General features: G+C 60.1%; 13 protein-coding genes and 1 tRNA gene. 6 read left to right on the top strand and 8 right to left on the bottom strand.

The window, feature by feature from the left end:
* Window positions 1-14 precede the first annotated feature (14 nt).
* Window positions 15-464 carry an antitoxin Xre/MbcA/ParS toxin-binding domain-containing protein gene (locus EAH78_RS20225; RefSeq protein WP_140669095.1) on the bottom strand — a complete coding sequence of 150 codons (450 nt, stop codon included), beginning with the start codon at window positions 462-464 and terminating at the stop codon, window positions 15-17.
* A 969-nt stretch (window positions 465-1,433) separates the two neighbouring features.
* Here EAH78_RS20225 and EAH78_RS20215 point away from each other — a divergent pair.
* The gene (locus EAH78_RS20215; protein WP_140669093.1) at window positions 1,434-1,691 is read left to right on the top strand and encodes a BPSL0761 family protein; all 258 of its coding nucleotides are present in this window, start codon (window positions 1,434-1,436) and stop codon (window positions 1,689-1,691) included.
* 1,041 nt (window positions 1,692-2,732) lie between these two features.
* Here the strand turns inward: EAH78_RS20215 and EAH78_RS20210 are convergent.
* From EAH78_RS20210 to speB, 6 genes are all read right to left on the bottom strand, one after another.
* A complete protein-coding gene (locus tag EAH78_RS20210; RefSeq protein WP_140669092.1) occupies window positions 2,733-3,161 on the bottom strand; it encodes a GNAT family N-acetyltransferase in 429 nt (142 codons plus the stop codon).
* Between the two features lie 24 nt (window positions 3,162-3,185).
* Window positions 3,186-3,839, bottom strand: a complete 654-nt coding sequence (locus tag EAH78_RS20205; RefSeq protein WP_140669091.1) for a peroxiredoxin — start codon at window positions 3,837-3,839, stop codon at window positions 3,186-3,188.
* A gap of 213 nt (window positions 3,840-4,052) precedes the next feature.
* Window positions 4,053-5,741 carry a choline dehydrogenase gene (betA, locus tag EAH78_RS20200; protein WP_140669090.1) on the bottom strand — a complete coding sequence of 563 codons (1,689 nt, stop codon included), beginning with the start codon at window positions 5,739-5,741 and terminating at the stop codon, window positions 4,053-4,055.
* 2 nt (window positions 5,742-5,743) lie between these two features.
* Window positions 5,744-7,312: a purine-cytosine permease family protein gene (locus tag EAH78_RS20195; protein ID WP_140669089.1), complete on the bottom strand. Its 1,569-nt coding sequence runs from the start codon at window positions 7,310-7,312 to the stop codon at window positions 5,744-5,746.
* 163 nt (window positions 7,313-7,475) lie between these two features.
* Window positions 7,476-8,984, bottom strand: a complete 1,509-nt coding sequence (locus EAH78_RS20190) for an aldehyde dehydrogenase family protein (protein ID WP_140669088.1) — start codon at window positions 8,982-8,984, stop codon at window positions 7,476-7,478.
* A 28-nt stretch (window positions 8,985-9,012) separates the two neighbouring features.
* Window positions 9,013-10,017, bottom strand: a complete 1,005-nt coding sequence (gene speB, locus EAH78_RS20185) for an agmatinase (RefSeq protein WP_140669087.1) — start codon at window positions 10,015-10,017, stop codon at window positions 9,013-9,015.
* A 151-nt stretch (window positions 10,018-10,168) separates the two neighbouring features.
* Here speB and EAH78_RS20180 point away from each other — a divergent pair, with 151 nt between their 5' ends.
* The 5 genes from EAH78_RS20180 to lipA all read left to right on the top strand — a co-directional run bounded on the left by EAH78_RS20180 (window position 10,169) and on the right by lipA (window position 15,930).
* Complete coding sequence (locus EAH78_RS20180) at window positions 10,169-11,083, top strand: LysR family transcriptional regulator (RefSeq protein WP_140669086.1); 915 nt, start codon at window positions 10,169-10,171, stop codon at window positions 11,081-11,083.
* 79 nt (window positions 11,084-11,162) lie between these two features.
* Window positions 11,163-12,671, top strand: coding sequence for a sigma-54-dependent transcriptional regulator (locus EAH78_RS20175; protein ID WP_140669085.1), 1,509 nt, complete (start codon window positions 11,163-11,165; stop codon window positions 12,669-12,671).
* A gap of 447 nt (window positions 12,672-13,118) precedes the next feature.
* Window positions 13,119-13,502 (top strand): glycine cleavage system protein GcvH, encoded by a 384-nt coding sequence (gene gcvH, locus EAH78_RS20165; protein ID WP_140669083.1) that lies wholly within the window; start codon window positions 13,119-13,121, stop codon window positions 13,500-13,502.
* A gap of 33 nt (window positions 13,503-13,535) precedes the next feature.
* Window positions 13,536-14,792 carry a serine hydroxymethyltransferase gene (gene glyA / locus EAH78_RS20160; RefSeq protein ID WP_140669082.1) on the top strand — a complete coding sequence of 419 codons (1,257 nt, stop codon included), beginning with the start codon at window positions 13,536-13,538 and terminating at the stop codon, window positions 14,790-14,792.
* Between the two features lie 157 nt (window positions 14,793-14,949).
* Window positions 14,950-15,930: a lipoyl synthase gene (gene lipA, locus EAH78_RS20155; RefSeq protein ID WP_140669081.1), complete on the top strand. Its 981-nt coding sequence runs from the start codon at window positions 14,950-14,952 to the stop codon at window positions 15,928-15,930.
* A gap of 73 nt (window positions 15,931-16,003) precedes the next feature.
* Here the strand turns inward: lipA and EAH78_RS20150 are convergent.
* Window positions 16,004-16,078: transfer RNA gene (locus tag EAH78_RS20150), tRNA-Gln, on the bottom strand.
* Window positions 16,079-16,165 lie beyond the last annotated feature (87 nt).

The raw sequence follows: 16,165 nt of genomic DNA, 5'->3' as shown, positions 1-16,165 counted from the left end.
GGGGCGCTCCAGCATCAAAAAGCTAACCCTTCTGCGAACTGAATCAGCATTTCCTCAACCTGGCGGGTGCCCGGGCTGGTCGAGAGCATTGCTATGGGGCTTTTACCTGAGAAGCGTGTCTTGGGGGTGGACAGCCAGCGCCTGGCCTTTTCATCGCTTTCGAAGAGCACCTCGGCCATGGCGGTGATATGTACAACACGAAACAACCGGTCGCTCTGATTCACGCTCAGTCGCTGACCGTTTGCCAATCGCTTTTTCAGGGTTTTCAGCGAAATGACCTGCTCGCGTCCAGCGTTACTGAGCGTGCCCCGATCACAAAGCACCTTGACCCTAGTGGCCAAGAAACCCGCCTCGATCAGCTGTTGAATGTCCTGATCTGAAGCGTCGATGGGAATGGGGAGAAACACCTCCAACCGGGCGCGATAGGCCTGGTAAGCACGCTCGCGCATCACTTCCGCCGTCATGAATTACCTCCCTAGTTCGGCCCGCCCCGCAGCCTCCGGCAGCTCCCAGAGGCGGTGAAGGTGAGTTGTCCGACAGGTCACATTAGTTGTGCGCCGCTCTACTGGAAGTGCGCCTACCCGCCAGTGCGCCCACGGGCTCCAGAACGCCCTCGGCGCAAAGCGCGGCGTCCAAGTATCGACTCGCTCGGGCCGAGCGCGCCTTTAAAACACCCTGAGCCTCAGACTTGAACTGCTCAGCCATCTGCCACTTCGTCGTTGTGAGTTTGCGTTTGCCTTTCATCGCAGTTCTCGTTTGCCGTCCCACGCACCTGTCCAGCCCCGGGCGATTAGGCATCCGCCCCGCGATGGCGAGTGCGTACCCTGATCTACTTGCATCAGTGAGCTCGGACTAGCCGGATGAACAAGCTTGAAAATAACCCATCCTCCAGCCTGGCGTACCGTCCTGCAGCCCTAAGGATTAAAAAAAACACGCTGGGGTTTGAGAACCCTATCTTCTCAAACCTCAGAACTTGCCCGCTTTTCCGGTCACTGGTGGCTCTATACACGCGTAATAACATGACCTGTATCGCGGTACGAAATCGTTGCTCGCGCAGTCATTTCGACTTGGTCGCGCAGCCATGCCCCCAGTCGCCAAATCACTCACCAGTGTCCACGTAATGCATTGCGCGCCAACCGACATCAGCGCCCCACGGAACTGTGACCAGTAGATTGTACATTTCCAAAACCTCGCTCAGGTTGCTGCATCCCCCTGACAGCCTTCGTGTGCATGGCAACTTGGACTTGCTACTCTATAAATCTTGATGCCGAGAATGGCACCACCGGTCTAATTTAGAAGTGCGCACCATCGAATCTCCTTCAGCTTCAGCGGAAGACCGTGGTCGTACCTAACAGACCAGCACCTAGGGGCGTCTTCGGGTCGGAGTAACGTAGCAACAGCCGTTGGTGTGTGACGATATGATGGAGGTGAACATGACCATGCCCTGCGAGCGTACGCGCAACATTATCCACACGGGTGATTTTTTGCGTGACCTATCAAAAAACCCGTCAGTTCCAGAATCGATTCGCCGTGAGGCCAAGCATCTATTGCGCCACTACCCCGAACCCTGGGTTGTGCTCAGCATCGGCCGTTTCGAGGAGCTGCTGCAATCCACCACCCCTGACGATCCAAAACGGGAAACGGCGATCCAACTGCACTCCGCCATGTTGAGCTCAAGCCTCGAATCCTAACCCGGTCACAACTGGCGACGAAGCGGAGGCGGGGATGGATGACGTCCCGATCCGCGTGCGAGGACATCGGTGCGCCTTTGTCAACACTGACGCGGCTGAGCGCTACAGGCTTGAAAAATCCGGACGCGCCTCGACGGAACGCAACGCCGACTTCATATCGCGCCAGCCGACGTGAGTCATCAGCGACTTCTAGCCCCAACCATTGGCGCTGGCCCAAGAGGCAAAGCCGCGGCGCAGGGAGTGACTGCTATACAAATCGCCCTCCCCACCCGAGCGGATCAAAGCTTGCCGCTGGATGTGCCCGACGCTTTACGGAAGCAGCACCTGCGTCGAGAGCCGTCCCCAGCGATCGATGCCTCGAAACACCGGCTCGTCACGGTCTCCCGCCGTGTTAAGCCAATCGAGGTAAGCATCGACCGGGCACAGGCACTACAGCGCAGGGTGCTGAAGGCTCGCCTTTTGTTGTCGCTATCCGCTTTGCTCCGCGGCAGGAAAATGGTCATGCATTAGCCGCCACGTGCCTGAATGAATGGCACCTCCAAGCGGCACAGCTCCTCGCTGCGAAAGGCCCGCCAGAAACCTAGCAGAATCAAGGCGCGGTCACGGTGGCAACGCAGCTAACGCCCCGGATCGCCGGCCGCCGGGACAGAATCTGCAATAAAAACACCGGCCAGTTGTGTCAGACAAGACCGTGATTGGCCTCTATCGAACGGCATGATTAGCACTAGTCGATAATCTTGACAGCATCAGCGATGCTCCGCGGAAAACCACCTCAGCGCGCTATTAAGGTGGTCAGCCCCCAAAATTCAGAACAGATCCGCTGGTGGACGGTCGCAGCATGTCTGTGCGGGGCTCGTTTACATTTTCTGTTACCTGCGCAAAAATATTTACGGCGTTTACATCAAAATAAAACACAAAGCTCTAAGCCTCCGCAAAATGATCCCGTGAGGCGCAGTGATTACACAGATCATTAGGGATTTTTTAAATTTCGGCCGATTTAGAATTCGAGGCGAGCTTGTTTACAAAGGTTTGAAAAGGGAACTAAAAACCCCCATCACGCACATACCCCAACGCCTCATACAACCGCTGCGCCCCCACATTGTCCGTGGCGGTTTCCAGCACCATGCCCTTGGCACCGCTCAACACCGCAAACTCACGGGCGGTGTTCATCAGCAACGTCCCCACCCCTAGCCCACGGGCCTCGGGGGTTGAGAACAGGTCGCTGAGCAACCAGGTGCGGTGGGCGTCGATGGAGGAAAACATCGGGTACAACTGCACGAAGCCCAACGCGTGACCCGCGGCGTCTTCGGCGAGGAAAATCGCTGATTCATCGCGGGCGATGCGCTCGGCGATGAAATCCCGGGACTGGGTCAGGTTCGAGGGCTGGCCGTAAAAGCCTCGGTAGGCGTCGAAAAGGCGCGCCACCTTGTCGAGATGGCTGGCGTCGACGCGCAGGGCTTTTACGTCCATTTTGGGGATCCCTCGAAGGTTGGATTACTTCGGCTGCGCCACAGTGCGCAAGTACGGCTTGATGGTTTTGAAGCCGTCCGGGTATTTTTTCCGCGCGTCTTCATCGGACACCGATGTCGGGATGATCACATCCTCTCCCGGACGCCAGTTCACCGGCGTCGCAACCGTGTGCTTGGCGTTCAACTGCAGGGCATCGAGCAGACGCAGCACTTCATCGAAGTTGCGCCCGGCACTCATCGGGTAGATGAGCATGGCCTTGACCTTTTTGTCCGGGCCGATGATGAATACAGAACGCACGGTGGCGTTGTCGACGGCAGTGCGGGTGCCGCCGCTGGCATTCGGGTGGATCATGTCGTAGAGCTTTGCCACCACCAGGTTCTCGTCACCGATCATCGGGTAGTTGACCGCGTGCCCCTGGGTTTCTTCGATGTCCTTGGCCCAGCTTGCATGGTTGCTGACCGGGTCGACGCTGAGGCCGACGATCTTGGTGTTGCGCTTGTCGAACTCAGGCTTGAGCCCGGCCATGTAGCCCAGTTCGGTGGTGCACACCGGGGTGAAGTCCTTGGGGTGCGAAAACAGGATGGCCCACTTGTCGCCAATCCACTCGTGGAAATGCAGCGTGCCTTCGGTGCTCTCGACGGTAAAGTCCGGTGCCTCGTCGCCAATGCGAATTGCCATGTTCGTTCTCCTTACTGTGGGTTCGTAGGGAAAACCGTCGGAATTGGGGTACGTCTCCAACGGCATTCAGGATCGGTGTTGGACCTGCCAACGCGGAACAGTATAGGAGACGCATCAAGACACGACAGTGCCCGCTAAAAGCAGCCTGGAAAACCAAAAAAAGCCAGATCGACTGCCCGTCGACCTGGCGATTGCTGAGCAAGCCCGATGTCACTAAACCCGGACGTTGCGTCCTGGCAGCGTCGAGCGCTGGCTGTTTTCCCAATCCTGCACCAGCCCGACCGGCGCATCCGAAGCCGGCAGCATGTTACGTCCGCGCACCAGATCGCTGGCCCGCTCGGCGAGCATGATGGTCGGTGCGTTGAGGTTGCCGTTCGGCTCGGTCGGGAACACCGACGAGTCGATCACGCGCAACCCGGCGATGCCATGCACCCGCAACTCGGAATCCACCACCGCCATGTCGTCCTCGCCCATGCGGCACGAGCCGCAGGGATGGTAGGTGCTCTCGAGGTTATCGCGCACGAAGGCGTCGAGCTCTTCATCGGTGTTCACCAGCGGGCCGGGAGCGATTTCGCCGTCGCGGAACCGGTCCATCGCCTTCTGGCCGATGATCTCCCGGGTCAGACGGATGCAGCGGCGGAAGCCTTCGCGATCCTCTTCCCGTTGCAGGTAGTTGAACTGGATCTGCGGATGCTCGTACGGGTCAGCCGACACCGCGCGAACATAGCCTCGGCTCTTGGGTTTGTTCGGCCCGGTGAGCACCATGAAGCCGTGGCCCTTGATCGGTTTGTTGCCGTCGTAACGCATGGCGGCGGGCAGGAAGTGGAACTGGATGTCCGGCCACCGCAGGCCCTTGTCCGAGCGAATGAAGCCGCCGGCCTCGAAATGGTTGGTGGCGCCGAGCCCGTCCTTGAACAGCAGCCAGCGCAGACCGATCATCAGTTTGCTCAGCGGGTCCATTTTGCTGTTGAGGGTCACCGGTTCCTTGCAACCGAACTGGATGTACACCTCGGCATGATCCTGCAGGTTCTCCCCTACTCCCGGCAGGTCATGGCGCACGCCGATCCCGGCTTTGCGCAGGACCTCGGCCGGGCCGATGCCGGAGCGTTGCAGCAGGTGCGGCGAACCAATGGGGCCCGACGAAATCAGCACTTCACGGTGGCAATAAACCTGGTGAGTCTGACCATCGTGGTCATACATGACGCCAACCGCGCGTTTGCCTTCAAGGATGATCTGGCGGGTCATCGCGTGGGTGATCACCGTCAGGTTCGGACGGCCCATGGCCGGGCGCAAATAGGCATTGGCCGTGGAGCAGCGCACGCCGTTTTTCACGGTCATGTGCATGGCACCGAACCCTTCCTGCATGTAGCCGTTGCAGTCTTCGGTCTTGATGTACCCGGCTTCGGCGCCAGCTTCGACCCACGCCCCGTACAGCGGGTTTTTCATATGATTGCCGTTGGTGGTGTGCAACGGTCCGGTGCCGCCGCGATAGCCGTCGCCACCCTCCTCGTAATGCTCAGCCCGTTTGAAATATGGCAGGCAGTTACGGTAACCCCAACCCTGGGCGCCGAGGGATTCCCACTCGTCAAAGTCATAGGCGTGGCCACGGATGTAGACCAGGCCGTTGATCGACGACGAACCGCCCAGCACCTTGCCGCGTGGGCAATGGATGCGCCGCCCGTTGAGGAACGGCTCTGGCTCGGTTTCGTAACGCCAGTTGTATTTCTTGGTGTTCATCGGGATCGAGAATGCGCTCGGCATCTGGATCACCACACTGCGGTCGCTGCCACCGAATTCCAGCACCAACACCGAGGTAGCCGGGTCTTCGCTCAAGCGGTTGGCCAACACACAACCCGCCGAGCCGGCGCCAATGATGATGTAGTCGTATTTTTGCGTAGCCATGGTTATCTCCCGGCCGTCGATTCGTTGAACACTGGAGACGAGCGATGGGTCAGCGAGTCGCCAGTGGTGTATTGCGGAGAGGTTTTCTCGATGTGCTGGATCACGGTTTCTTCACGCTTGAGATCAATCGAGCGGCTGAACCAGTAGTACACCAGCCCCGAGACGATCAGCCCGACCAGCCAGGCGATGTCGATGCTGCCCAGCGCTTTGGCGAGTGGGCCGACATAAACCTCGCGCTGCTCGACGCCGTCGTAGATGTAGAAGAACGGGATCATCGACACGAAACCGATGGCATACGCGGCGATGCCACGCAGGCCCCAGTTGCCGTAGATGTTGCCCTTCGGCATGAAGAAGTGCGGGATGGCGTAGCGGCCCTTGCGCACAAAGAAGTAGTCCGTCAGGTTGACCGACGTCCAGGGCACCAGGAAGTACAGCATCACCACCAGGTAGATCCCCAGCACCGACAAACCTTTGCCAGAACTCTGGATGCTCAGCGCCACGCCGAGTTGCAGCAGGATCACAAAACCGATCGCCAGGATGCGTGCCTTGCGCGTCGGCTCGATGTGCTTGATGGAATCGACGCAGGTCAGCGTCGTCAATTTCGCGCTGTAGATGTTCATCGCGATCACCGGCAGGAACGCCAGGATGGTGATTACCACCACCGCGGTGCCGATCAGCGGCGAGACGACGTTGCCGACTTGTCCGAGGGCGACCAGTACGTCCGTGGAGTGCAGGTGATCGGCCAGCCAGCCACCGACAGAAATCATCCACGCGCCGGACAGCGACGCGCCGAGAAACACCACGGCAATCAGCTTGCCGCTGGAGGTGTTCTTCGGCAGGTAACGGGAATAGTCGGACACGTACGGGGCGTAAGCGATGTTGTAGCTGGCCGCCGCGGCGAACTGGGCGATGAACCCGGTCCAGTTGAAGCCCAACGGTGCCGGCGCCACTTCACCGGCCGCCAGCACCGGCATCGCCGCGTCGGGCACCCAGCCCATCATCACCGCCAGCGTCACCAGGCCGTACAACGGAATCGACAGGTACAACGCCCATTTGAAACTGCGGTGCATCCAGTCATGTCCGAGAATCGCCAAGACCGCCGCCGGTATGGTCACCGCCACCGCAATCGCCCAAGGATGGAATCCGAAGAGCGTGTGCAAACCTTGCATCATCAACACCAGGTTGACGATGTTGAACCCGGCAAACACAAACAGCGTCGCCAGCAACACGAGGATCACACCGCGATAGCCGAACTGCGCCCGCGACTGGATCATTTGCGGCAAGCCCAGATGCGGGCCCTGCGAACCATGGAACGCCATGAACAGCGTGCCGAACATGATGCCCAGCGTGCCGGCGAGTGTGGTCCAGAGCGCGGTCAGGCCGACGCTTGGACCCACGAAGCCGATGGTCATGGTGAAGAAGGTGAAATTGCCGAGGAACCAGAACGGGCCCTGGCTCGACAGTTTGTCGGTACGTTCGTGTTCCGGGATGAAGTCGATTGAATGGCTTTCGACGATCGGTTTGTCGTCGAGAAGCGACACGCTAGGAGCGGCTTTGGCGTCAGTGTTCATGATGGACTCTTATTGTTGGAAGATCATGACGGAACTGCATTCCTTGCGATGAGCACCTTGTGGCGAGGGAGCTTGCTCCCGCTGGACTGCGTAGCAGGCCTTTTTGTGGGGGCCGCTTCGCGACCCAGCTGGAGCAAGCTCCCTCGCCACAGGTGCTGCGTGCTTAAGGCAACGTGATCCACACGGCTTTGGTCTCAAGCAGGTAATCAAGCTGCTCGGCACCCAGGTCCTTGCCGAAACCGGACTGTTTGTAGCCACCGAACGGCATCGACGGGTCGAGGGTGCCGTGGGCGTTGACGTAGACCGAACCGGCCTTTAACCGTGGGATCAGGCTGTGCACCTTGCCCAGGTCATTGGAATACAGCGCGGCAGCCAGGCCGTACACCGAGTCATTGGCCAGGGCCAGCGCCTCTTCCTCATCGTCGAACGGTGCAGTGACCAGCACCGGACCAAAAATCTCTTCCTGGACAATGCGCATGTCGTTGCGGCAATGGGCGAAGATGGTCGGCTCGACGAAGAAGCCAGGGCCATCGACGGGCTGGCCGCCGTAGACCAGTTCGGCGCCTTCCTGCTTGCCGGTTTCGATGTACTCGGTGACCCGCTGCTTTTGCAGTGCCGAAACCAGCGGGCCAATGAAACAGTCTGGATCCAGGCCCGGTGCAATCTTCAGCGTGCGGGTGTAGGCGATCAGTTCGCGCAAAAATTCGTCGTAGACACTGCGATGAATATAGGCGCGTGTACCGGCGTCGCACACCTGGCCCGAGTTGAAAAACACACCGTTGGCGACCGCTTGCGCCGCCGCTGGAATGTCCGCATCGGCCAACACGATTACCGGTGATTTTCCTCCCAGTTCCAGGGTTAGTCGCTTCATTTCGTCCAGCGCCGCGCGCCCGACAGTGCGGCCCACTGGCGTCGAGCCGGTAAAGGTCAATTTATCGATGCCTGGGTGCGTGGCCATTGCCGCGCCGACCACGCTGCCGCGCCCGGAAACAATGTTGATCACGCCGTCGGGAATCCCGGCTTCCTGCACCAATTCAGCAAACCGCAGGGCTGACAGCGAGGTCAGTTCAGCGGGTTTGACCACCACGGTGCAACCGGTGGCCAACGCGGCGCCGAGCTTCCAAGCCATGGTTTGCAGCGGGAAATTCCACGGCACGATCGCGCCGACCACCCCCACCGCTTCCTTGCGCGTATACGCCAGGTAATTGCCCGGCAGCGAAGGCTCGACGGTGCGCCCGTGCAGCTTGGTCGCCCACCCGGCGAAATAGCGCAGGGTGTCGACGGTGCCCTGGATATCGACGTCCTTGGCAAATGCTGCGGATTTGCCCATGTCGATCGATTCGATCTCCGCCAGTTCTGCGGCGTTCTGTTCTACCAGGTCCGCCAGGCGTTGCATCAAGCGCTCACGTTCGACCGGTTTCGCCTGGCTCCAGGCACCGCCGTCAAACTGTGCGCGAGCAGCTTGCACGGCGCGGTCCAGATCCTCGGTGGTGCCCATCGGAATGCGCGTGATCAGGCCTTCGGTCGACGGCTCGATGACGTCGGACGTCTGTCCGTCGCTGGCCTCGACAAAGGCGCCACCGATGAACATTTTCTGCACCTTGCTGAGGAAGGTCTGGGTCGCTTCGCTGACACCGAATTTCTGCAGGTACTGCTTAACACTCGCGTCCATTTTTCATGCCCTCTGTGCGGCGGTCAGTTCACGCCGATTCGGTGATGGTTGCGCTCACGGCGTGCTTCGCCTGAGCCCGTTCATGGAAGATGAAACCGATGCTGTTAAGCAGCAGTTGCGCCGCCAGAATCGATGTCATGCCGCTCGGGTCATACACTGGTGCAACCTCCACCAGGTCCATGCCGACGATGTTGCCTTTGCTGCGCTTGGCCAGGGCCTGGATGATTTCCAGCACTTCGTAGTAAAGGAAACCGCCATGGCTCGGGGTGCCGGTGCCGGGGGCGATGGACGGGTCGAAACCGTCGATGTCGATGGTGATGTAGTAGTTGATGTTCTGCGGGATCAGCGCCAGCACGCCCTCGACGCCGAGGCGGCGGACATCCCGCACCGAGAGGATTTTCGAGCCAGCAGCGTGGGCCGCTTCGTAGTCATCGCGGTTGGACGACGAGACGTTGCGAATGCCCATTTGGGTCATGCCGACAATGTGGTTCATTTCCGAGGCGCGGCGCAGCGGGTTGCCGTGGCCGTAGCGCACACCGTGGCGTTCGTCGACGAAGTCCAGGTGGGCATCGAAGTGGATGATGTGGATCGGCCCGCGCCCCTCGAAGGCCTTGATCACTGGCGCGTGCACCGAGTGGTCGCCGCCGAGCACGACGGGCATGACGCCGGCATCGAGGATCTTGCGCACGGCGTATTCGGTGTTTTCGTTACTGGTGACCATGTCGGTGTGCACGATGTCGGCGTCACCGACGTCGACCATGCGCACGTCGGCGGCGGTCAGGTACATCACGTCGTCTTCGTGGTCATAAGCACCGGCGTGGCCGAAGGAAAACAGCGTCGATGCCTCACGAATCCCGCGTGGCCCGAAGCGTGCGCCGGAGCGCCACTGGGTGCCCATGTCGTTGGGCACACCGAGCACCGCGACGTCGGCATCCAGCGCGTCCCAATCAGTGCACACCGGGGATTTGCCAAAGGTGCAATGACCTACGAATGGCAGGTTCAGGCGACCGGATTCATAACCGTTATTCGACATTTCAAGCCTCTCCACTTTTTGTTATCGGCTGGGCGGACTGCAAGGCGACCGCCGTTGGAAAGACTATGGGCGCAGGTTTTCGTGGAAAAAATGCTAAACATCAGATACTCATATCGGCATTGCCGATGCATCCACGTGCGGGAGGTCCAAGGTGATTCAGCTACACGATGTCGATCTGAAATTGCTCAGGGTGTTTGCGACGATTGTCCGGTGCGGGGGCTTTTCCGCCGCGCAAGCCGCGTTGAACGCCGGCCAGTCAACGATCAGTGAACAGATGACCCATCTGGAAACCCGGCTCGGGGTCAAACTCTGTCAACGCGGGCGCAGCGGGTTTCGCCTGACCGAGCAAGGCGTGGCGATTCACGAAGCCACCCAACGCCTGCTCTCGGCGGTGGAAAATTTCTGCATGGACGCCGACGTACTCAAGCAGCACATCAGCGGCAAGCTCAACCTGGGGATCATCGACACCACCATCACCGACCCCGATTCGCCGCTGCCGCGCACCACTCAGCGCTTCGTGTCCCGGGGGCATGACGTACACCTCAACGTCTACGTCGGCACCCCCGCCGAACTCGAAGAACGCGTACTCGACGGCCGACTGCACCTGGCCATCGGACACTTTCCGATACATGTGCCGGGGTTGCTGCACACGCCGTTGTATCAAGAGGCCTTAGGCTTGTATTGCGGGCGCCGACATCCGCTGTACGGCAACAAGGCCGAAGGTGACGAACTGCTCGAAGAAATCGCCGCGAGTCGCATCGTCGTACGGGGCTACATGCAGCAATACGACCTTGAGCATTTGGGGGTCAGCAAAGCTGCCGCGACCGTCGACAACATAGAGGCACTGGCCATTTTGCTGATCTCCGGGGCCTACCTCGGTTTTCTGCCGGCGCACTTCGCCGCGCAGTGGATCAAGACCGGGGAGATGCACCAACTGGCGCCGAACAGCCTGCAACTGGTGTCGCCGTTTGACGTGATTACCCGACGCGGCACGGCCCCGCCGCCGATCCTCCAGGCCTTCCTGGAGGACCTGGCAGCCAGCGCGCGTAAAACCGCCAATGGCTGACAGGCGCTCGCCACACCCGAGCAGCGCCCGGCATACTCATTGACGCAACCACCCCGTTCACCACCCTTGCAGGCCCGTTATGCGCATCCACGTCACCTTCATCGACCGCGTCGGCATCACCCAGGAAGTGCTGGCCCTGCTCGGTGGGCGCCGGTTCAATCTGGACGCCGTCGAGATGGTGCCGCCGAACGTTTACATCGATGCGCCGACCCTTGGCGCCGAGGTGCTGGAAGAGTTGCGCGAGGCCTTTCTCGAGGTGCAGGGCGTGCAAGCGGTGACAATGGTCGACATCCTGCCGGGGCAACGCCGCAGCTTGCAGCTCGATGCCTTGCTCGCTGCCAGCACTGACGCGGTCCTGGCCGTGGATGATCGGGGCTTTGTGCTGCTGGCCAACCCGGCGTTGATTACTTTGTGTGGGCGTGAACCGGCTGGTGAATCGCTGACGACGTTGTTTGATGATCCGTCCTTGCAACACACGTTGATCGAACACCATTTTCGTTTGCCGATGCACGAGGTCAGCCTCGGCGGCCAGACGTTGCTGCTCGATGCCATGCCGATCACCGACGCAGGCGCCCTGCTGACCCTGTATCACCCGAGCCGCATCGGCGAACGCCTGTCGGCGCTGCACCATGACCATGCCGAAGGGTTCGATGCGCTGCTGGGTGAATCCCCGGCGATCCGCACACTCAAGGCCCGTGCCCAGCGTGTCGCCACTCTCGATGCGCCGCTGTTGATCCAGGGCGAAACCGGCACCGGCAAAGAGCTGGTGGCCCGCGCCTGCCACGCGATCAGCGCACGGCGCGATGCACCCTTTCTCGCCCTGAACTGCGCGGCCCTCCCGGAGAGCCTCGCCGAAAGCGAACTGTTCGGCTACGCCGCCGGTGCGTTCACCGGCGCCCAGCGCGGCGGCAAACTCGGCCTGCTGGAACTGGCGGATCAGGGCACGGTGTTTCTCGATGAAGTCGGTGAGATGTCGCCCTACTTGCAAGCCAAGTTGTTGCGCTTTTTGAGCGATGGCTGCTTCCGTCGAGTGGGGGGTGATCGCGAGGTCAAGGTCAATGTTCGGGTGCTCAGCGCGACTCACCGCGACCTGGAAAAAATGGTCAGCGAAGGCCACTTCCGCGAAGACCTGTTCTACCGCCTCAACGTGCTCAACCTGCAGGTGCCGCCGCTGCGTGAACGCGGCCACGACATCCTGTTGATGGCCAACCATTTCATGCAACAGGCCTGCGCGCAGATCCAGCGTCCGGTCTGCCGTTTGGCCCCCACCACCTTTGCCGCCCTGCTGGGTAACCGCTGGCCGGGCAATGTGCGACAACTGCAAAACGTGATTTTCCGGGCGGCGGCGATTTGCGAAAACCCGTTGGTGGACATTGACGATCTGGACATCGCCAGAACGGCGGTAGAGCGACAGAACGACGGTGAAGTCGGCAGCCTGGAAGAAGCCGTCGAAGGGTTTGAAAAGAACCTGCTGGAGCAGCTCTATCGCAGCTATCCGTCAAGCCGCTTGCTCGCCGCCCGCCTGCAAACCTCCCACAGCGCCATCGCCATTCGCCTGCGCAAATACGGCATCCCCGCCAAATCCTGAATACAACACAGGGGATTTCTGTCGGCCGCAAATCTGTGTTCCCTGTAGGTCCAATGTGGGAGCGGGCTTGCTCGCGAAGGCTTTGTGTCAGGCAACTTTTCAGCGACTGAAACACCGCTTTCGCGAGCAAGCCCGCTCCCACAGGGGTTATGTGGCGTGCTGGAATGACTGTTTGCAAATCGATACAGCGTATCGAATTCAAGACACACCGCCTCAACCCCGTGTTTTCTTGCCCTGCTCGCTACACGTCTTTTGCCCGTATTGATTTCAATACAGACGGCGTTAGCCTAATCACCGAAAAACCTTATAAACCATTGATTTAAAACAAATATTAAACATTGGCACCCCCCTTGCTATCACTCCTTCAACCACGCTCGTTGCCCGTCGCGAGCCTGTAAACGTCATCCGCCACCAGCAGCGGATGGGTCTGAACAATGAGGAGTTGTTATGAGCGAATTGCGTTTTACCGTCGATCACGAATGGCTGCGGCTTGAGCGTGATGGCCTGGTCACCGTTGGCATCACGCCGTACGCGCAGCAGGCGTTGGGCGATGTGGTGTTCGTGCAAGTGCCGGAGTTGGGGACGTTTGGCGCCGGTGATGAAGTGGCGGTGCTGGAGTCGGTGAAAGCGGCCAGCAACATCGGCATGCCGCTTGACGGTGAAGTGGTCGAGGCCAACGCGACGCTGGAATCCTCACCTGAACTGGTCAACGAAGACTCACTGGGCGAAGGCTGGTTCTTTCGTTTCAAACCGGCCGACGCCGAAGCCATTCACCACCTGCTGGATCGGGACGCCTACGCGCGCCTGACCCAGGAACCCGCCGAAGCCTGAAACCCCTTTTCGCATACAACACAGGACACCATCATGTTCAGCAAACACGACCAGATCAAAGGCTACGACGACGAACTGCTGGCAGCGATGAACGCTGAAGACGCACGGCAGGAACACCACATCGAGTTGATCGCCTCCGAGAACTACACCAGCCAACGGGTGATGGAAGCGCAAGGCAGCGGCCTGACCAACAAGTACGCCGAAGGCTATCCGGGCAAGCGCTATTACGGCGGTTGTGAACACGTCGACGTGGTCGAGCAACTGGCGATTGATCGCGCCAAACAATTGTTCGGTGCCGACTACGCCAACGTCCAGCCGCACTCCGGCTCTTCGGCCAACAGTGCTGTGTATCTTGCCCTGATCCAGCCTGGCGACACCATTCTCGGCATGAGCCTGGCCCACGGTGGCCACCTGACCCATGGCGCCAAAGTGTCTTCCTCGGGCAAGCTGTATAACGCCGTGCAGTACGGCATCGACACTAAAACCGGGCTGATCGATTACGACGAAGTCGAGCGCCTGGCCGTCGAGTGCAAGCCAAAGATGATCGTTGCCGGTTTCTCGGCTTACTCCAAGACCCTCGACTTCCCTCGCTTCCGTCAGATCGCCGACAAAGTCGGTGCCCTGCTGTTCGTCGACATGGCCCACGTCGCCGGGCTGGTGGCGACCGGTTTGTACCCGAACCCGATCCCCTTCGCCGACGTCGTCACCACCACCACGCACAAAACCCTGCGCGGTCCGCGTGGCGGCCTGATCCTGGCCAAGGCCAATCCGGAACTGGAGAAAAAGCTCAACGCCGCGGTGTTCCCCGGTGGCCAGGGCGGCCCGCTGATGCACGTAATCGCGGCCAAAGCGGTGTGCTTCAAGGAAGCGCTGGAGCCTGGCTTCAAAACCTATCAGGCGCAGGTGATCCGCAATGCCCAGGCCATGGCCAAGGTGTTTATCGACCGTGGTTTCGACGTGGTGTCCGGCGGCACCGACAATCACCTGTTCCTGGTCAGCCTGATTCGTCAGGGCCTGACCGGCAAAGACGCCGACGCCGCCCTCGGCCGCGCCGGGATTACGGTGAACAAGAATGCTGTGCCCAATGACCCGCAATCACCGTTCGTGACGTCGGGGTTGCGCATTGGTACGCCGGCGATCACCAGCCGTGGATTCAAGGAAGCGCAGAGCATCGAGTTGGCGGGATGGATCTGCGACTTGCTTGATCACCTGGGTGATGCCGACGTAGAGGCGCAAGTCGCCCAAAAAGCCGCAGCCATGTGCAGCGACTTCCCGGTGTACCGCGACTGATCAGCCACCCCTAACCCCTTGTAGGAGTGAGCCTGCTCGCGATCGCGGAGTGTCAGTCGACATTGATGTTGACGGGTCGACCGCTATCGCGAGCAGGCTCACTCCTACAACGGATGTGTGTGGGCTCGCCTCTGTCTTCCGAAGAAAGAAAATACTCATGAACTCAATTGTGGAATCAACCAGCCCCGCCCCGGCAAAAATGCAAGTCGGCGTCAAACTGCGCGGTGCGGAAAAGGTCGCGCGGATCCCGGTCAAGATCATTCCGACCGATGAGTTCCCGCGTAAACCCGACTGGATCCGCGTGCGCATGCCGATCTCTCCCGAGGTCGACCGGATCAAGCAACTGCTGCGTAAACACAAGCTGCACAGCGTCTGCGAAGAAGCCTCGTGCCCCAACCTCGGCGAATGTTTCTCCGGCGGCACCGCGACCTTCATGATCATGGGCGACATCTGCACCCGCCGCTGCCCGTTCTGCGATGTCGGCCACGGTCGGCCCAAACCACTGGACGCCGATGAGCCGATGAACCTCGCCGTGGCCATCGCCGACCTGCGTTTGAAGTACGTGGTGATCACCTCGGTGGACCGCGATGACCTGCGCGATGGCGGCGCCCAGCACTTCGTCGATTGCCTGCGCGAGATCCGCAAGCTGTCGCCAGGTGTGCAACTGGAAACCCTGGTCCCGGATTACCGGGGGCGCATGGACGTTGCGCTGGCGATCACCGCGACGGAGCCGCCCGATGTGTTCAACCATAATCTGGAAACCGTGCCACGGCTGTACAAAGCCGCGCGACCGGGCTCGGATTTCGAGTGGTCGCTGGACCTGTTGCAGAAATTCAAATTGCTGGTCCCGACCGTACCGACCAAGTCCGGCCTGATGCTTGGCCTTGGCGAAACCGACGAGGAAGTGATCGATGTCATGCAGCGAATGCGTGAGCACGACGTCGACATGCTCACGCTCGGCCAGTACCTGCAACCGTCGCGCAGCCACTTGCCGGTCCAGCGTTTCGTGCACCCGGACGTGTTCGCCTGGTTCGCCGAAGAAGGCACAAAAATGGGCTTCAAGAATGTCGCCTCCGGCCCGCTGGTGCGCTCGTCGTACCATGCCGACCAACAAGTGCAAGGCGCAAAAGCAGGCTGAGGCGTGTCGCCCGGAAGAAAGTGACAGGCATAAAAAAACGCCAGACCCGATAGGATCTGGCGTTTCTTGAAGATGGCAGGGGCGGCTGGATTTGAACCAACGCATGGCAGGATCAAAACCTGCTGCCTTACCGCTTGGCGACGCCCCTGTAGCGCTTGCTACGTGTGGGCGGGAATTTAACAACTTTCGCGCCGCTGGGGAAGCCCCTGCTTAAAATATTTTTCTTCTAAAACAG

This window comes from Pseudomonas arsenicoxydans, from assembly GCF_006438915.1.
GTDB classification, from domain to species: domain Bacteria; phylum Pseudomonadota; class Gammaproteobacteria; order Pseudomonadales; family Pseudomonadaceae; genus Aquipseudomonas; species Aquipseudomonas arsenicoxydans_A.
Note: the sequence above shows the minus strand (reverse complement) of the source record. Positions and strands in the feature narration are given on the sequence as shown.

Coding starts and splice junctions, on each gene's coding strand:
- EAH78_RS20210 (WP_140669092.1), bottom strand. CDS start 3,161: ATGGACGTAAAAGCCCTGCGCGTCGACGCCAGCCATCTCGACAAGGTG.
- gcvH (WP_140669083.1), top strand. CDS start 13,119: ATGAGCGAATTGCGTTTTACCGTCGATCACGAATGGCTGCGGCTTGAG.
- EAH78_RS20205 (WP_140669091.1), bottom strand. CDS start 3,839: ATGGCAATTCGCATTGGCGACGAGGCACCGGACTTTACCGTCGAGAGC.
- EAH78_RS20190 (WP_140669088.1), bottom strand. CDS start 8,984: ATGGACGCGAGTGTTAAGCAGTACCTGCAGAAATTCGGTGTCAGCGAA.
- betA (WP_140669090.1), bottom strand. CDS start 5,741: ATGGCTACGCAAAAATACGACTACATCATCATTGGCGCCGGCTCGGCG.
- glyA (WP_140669082.1), top strand. CDS start 13,536: ATGTTCAGCAAACACGACCAGATCAAAGGCTACGACGACGAACTGCTG.
- EAH78_RS20215 (WP_140669093.1), top strand. CDS start 1,434: ATGACCATGCCCTGCGAGCGTACGCGCAACATTATCCACACGGGTGAT.
- EAH78_RS20225 (WP_140669095.1), bottom strand. CDS start 464: ATGACGGCGGAAGTGATGCGCGAGCGTGCTTACCAGGCCTATCGCGCC.
- EAH78_RS20175 (WP_140669085.1), top strand. CDS start 11,163: ATGCGCATCCACGTCACCTTCATCGACCGCGTCGGCATCACCCAGGAA.
- speB (WP_140669087.1), bottom strand. CDS start 10,017: ATGTCGAATAACGGTTATGAATCCGGTCGCCTGAACCTGCCATTCGTA.
- lipA (WP_140669081.1), top strand. CDS start 14,950: ATGAACTCAATTGTGGAATCAACCAGCCCCGCCCCGGCAAAAATGCAA.
- EAH78_RS20195 (WP_140669089.1), bottom strand. CDS start 7,312: ATGAACACTGACGCCAAAGCCGCTCCTAGCGTGTCGCTTCTCGACGAC.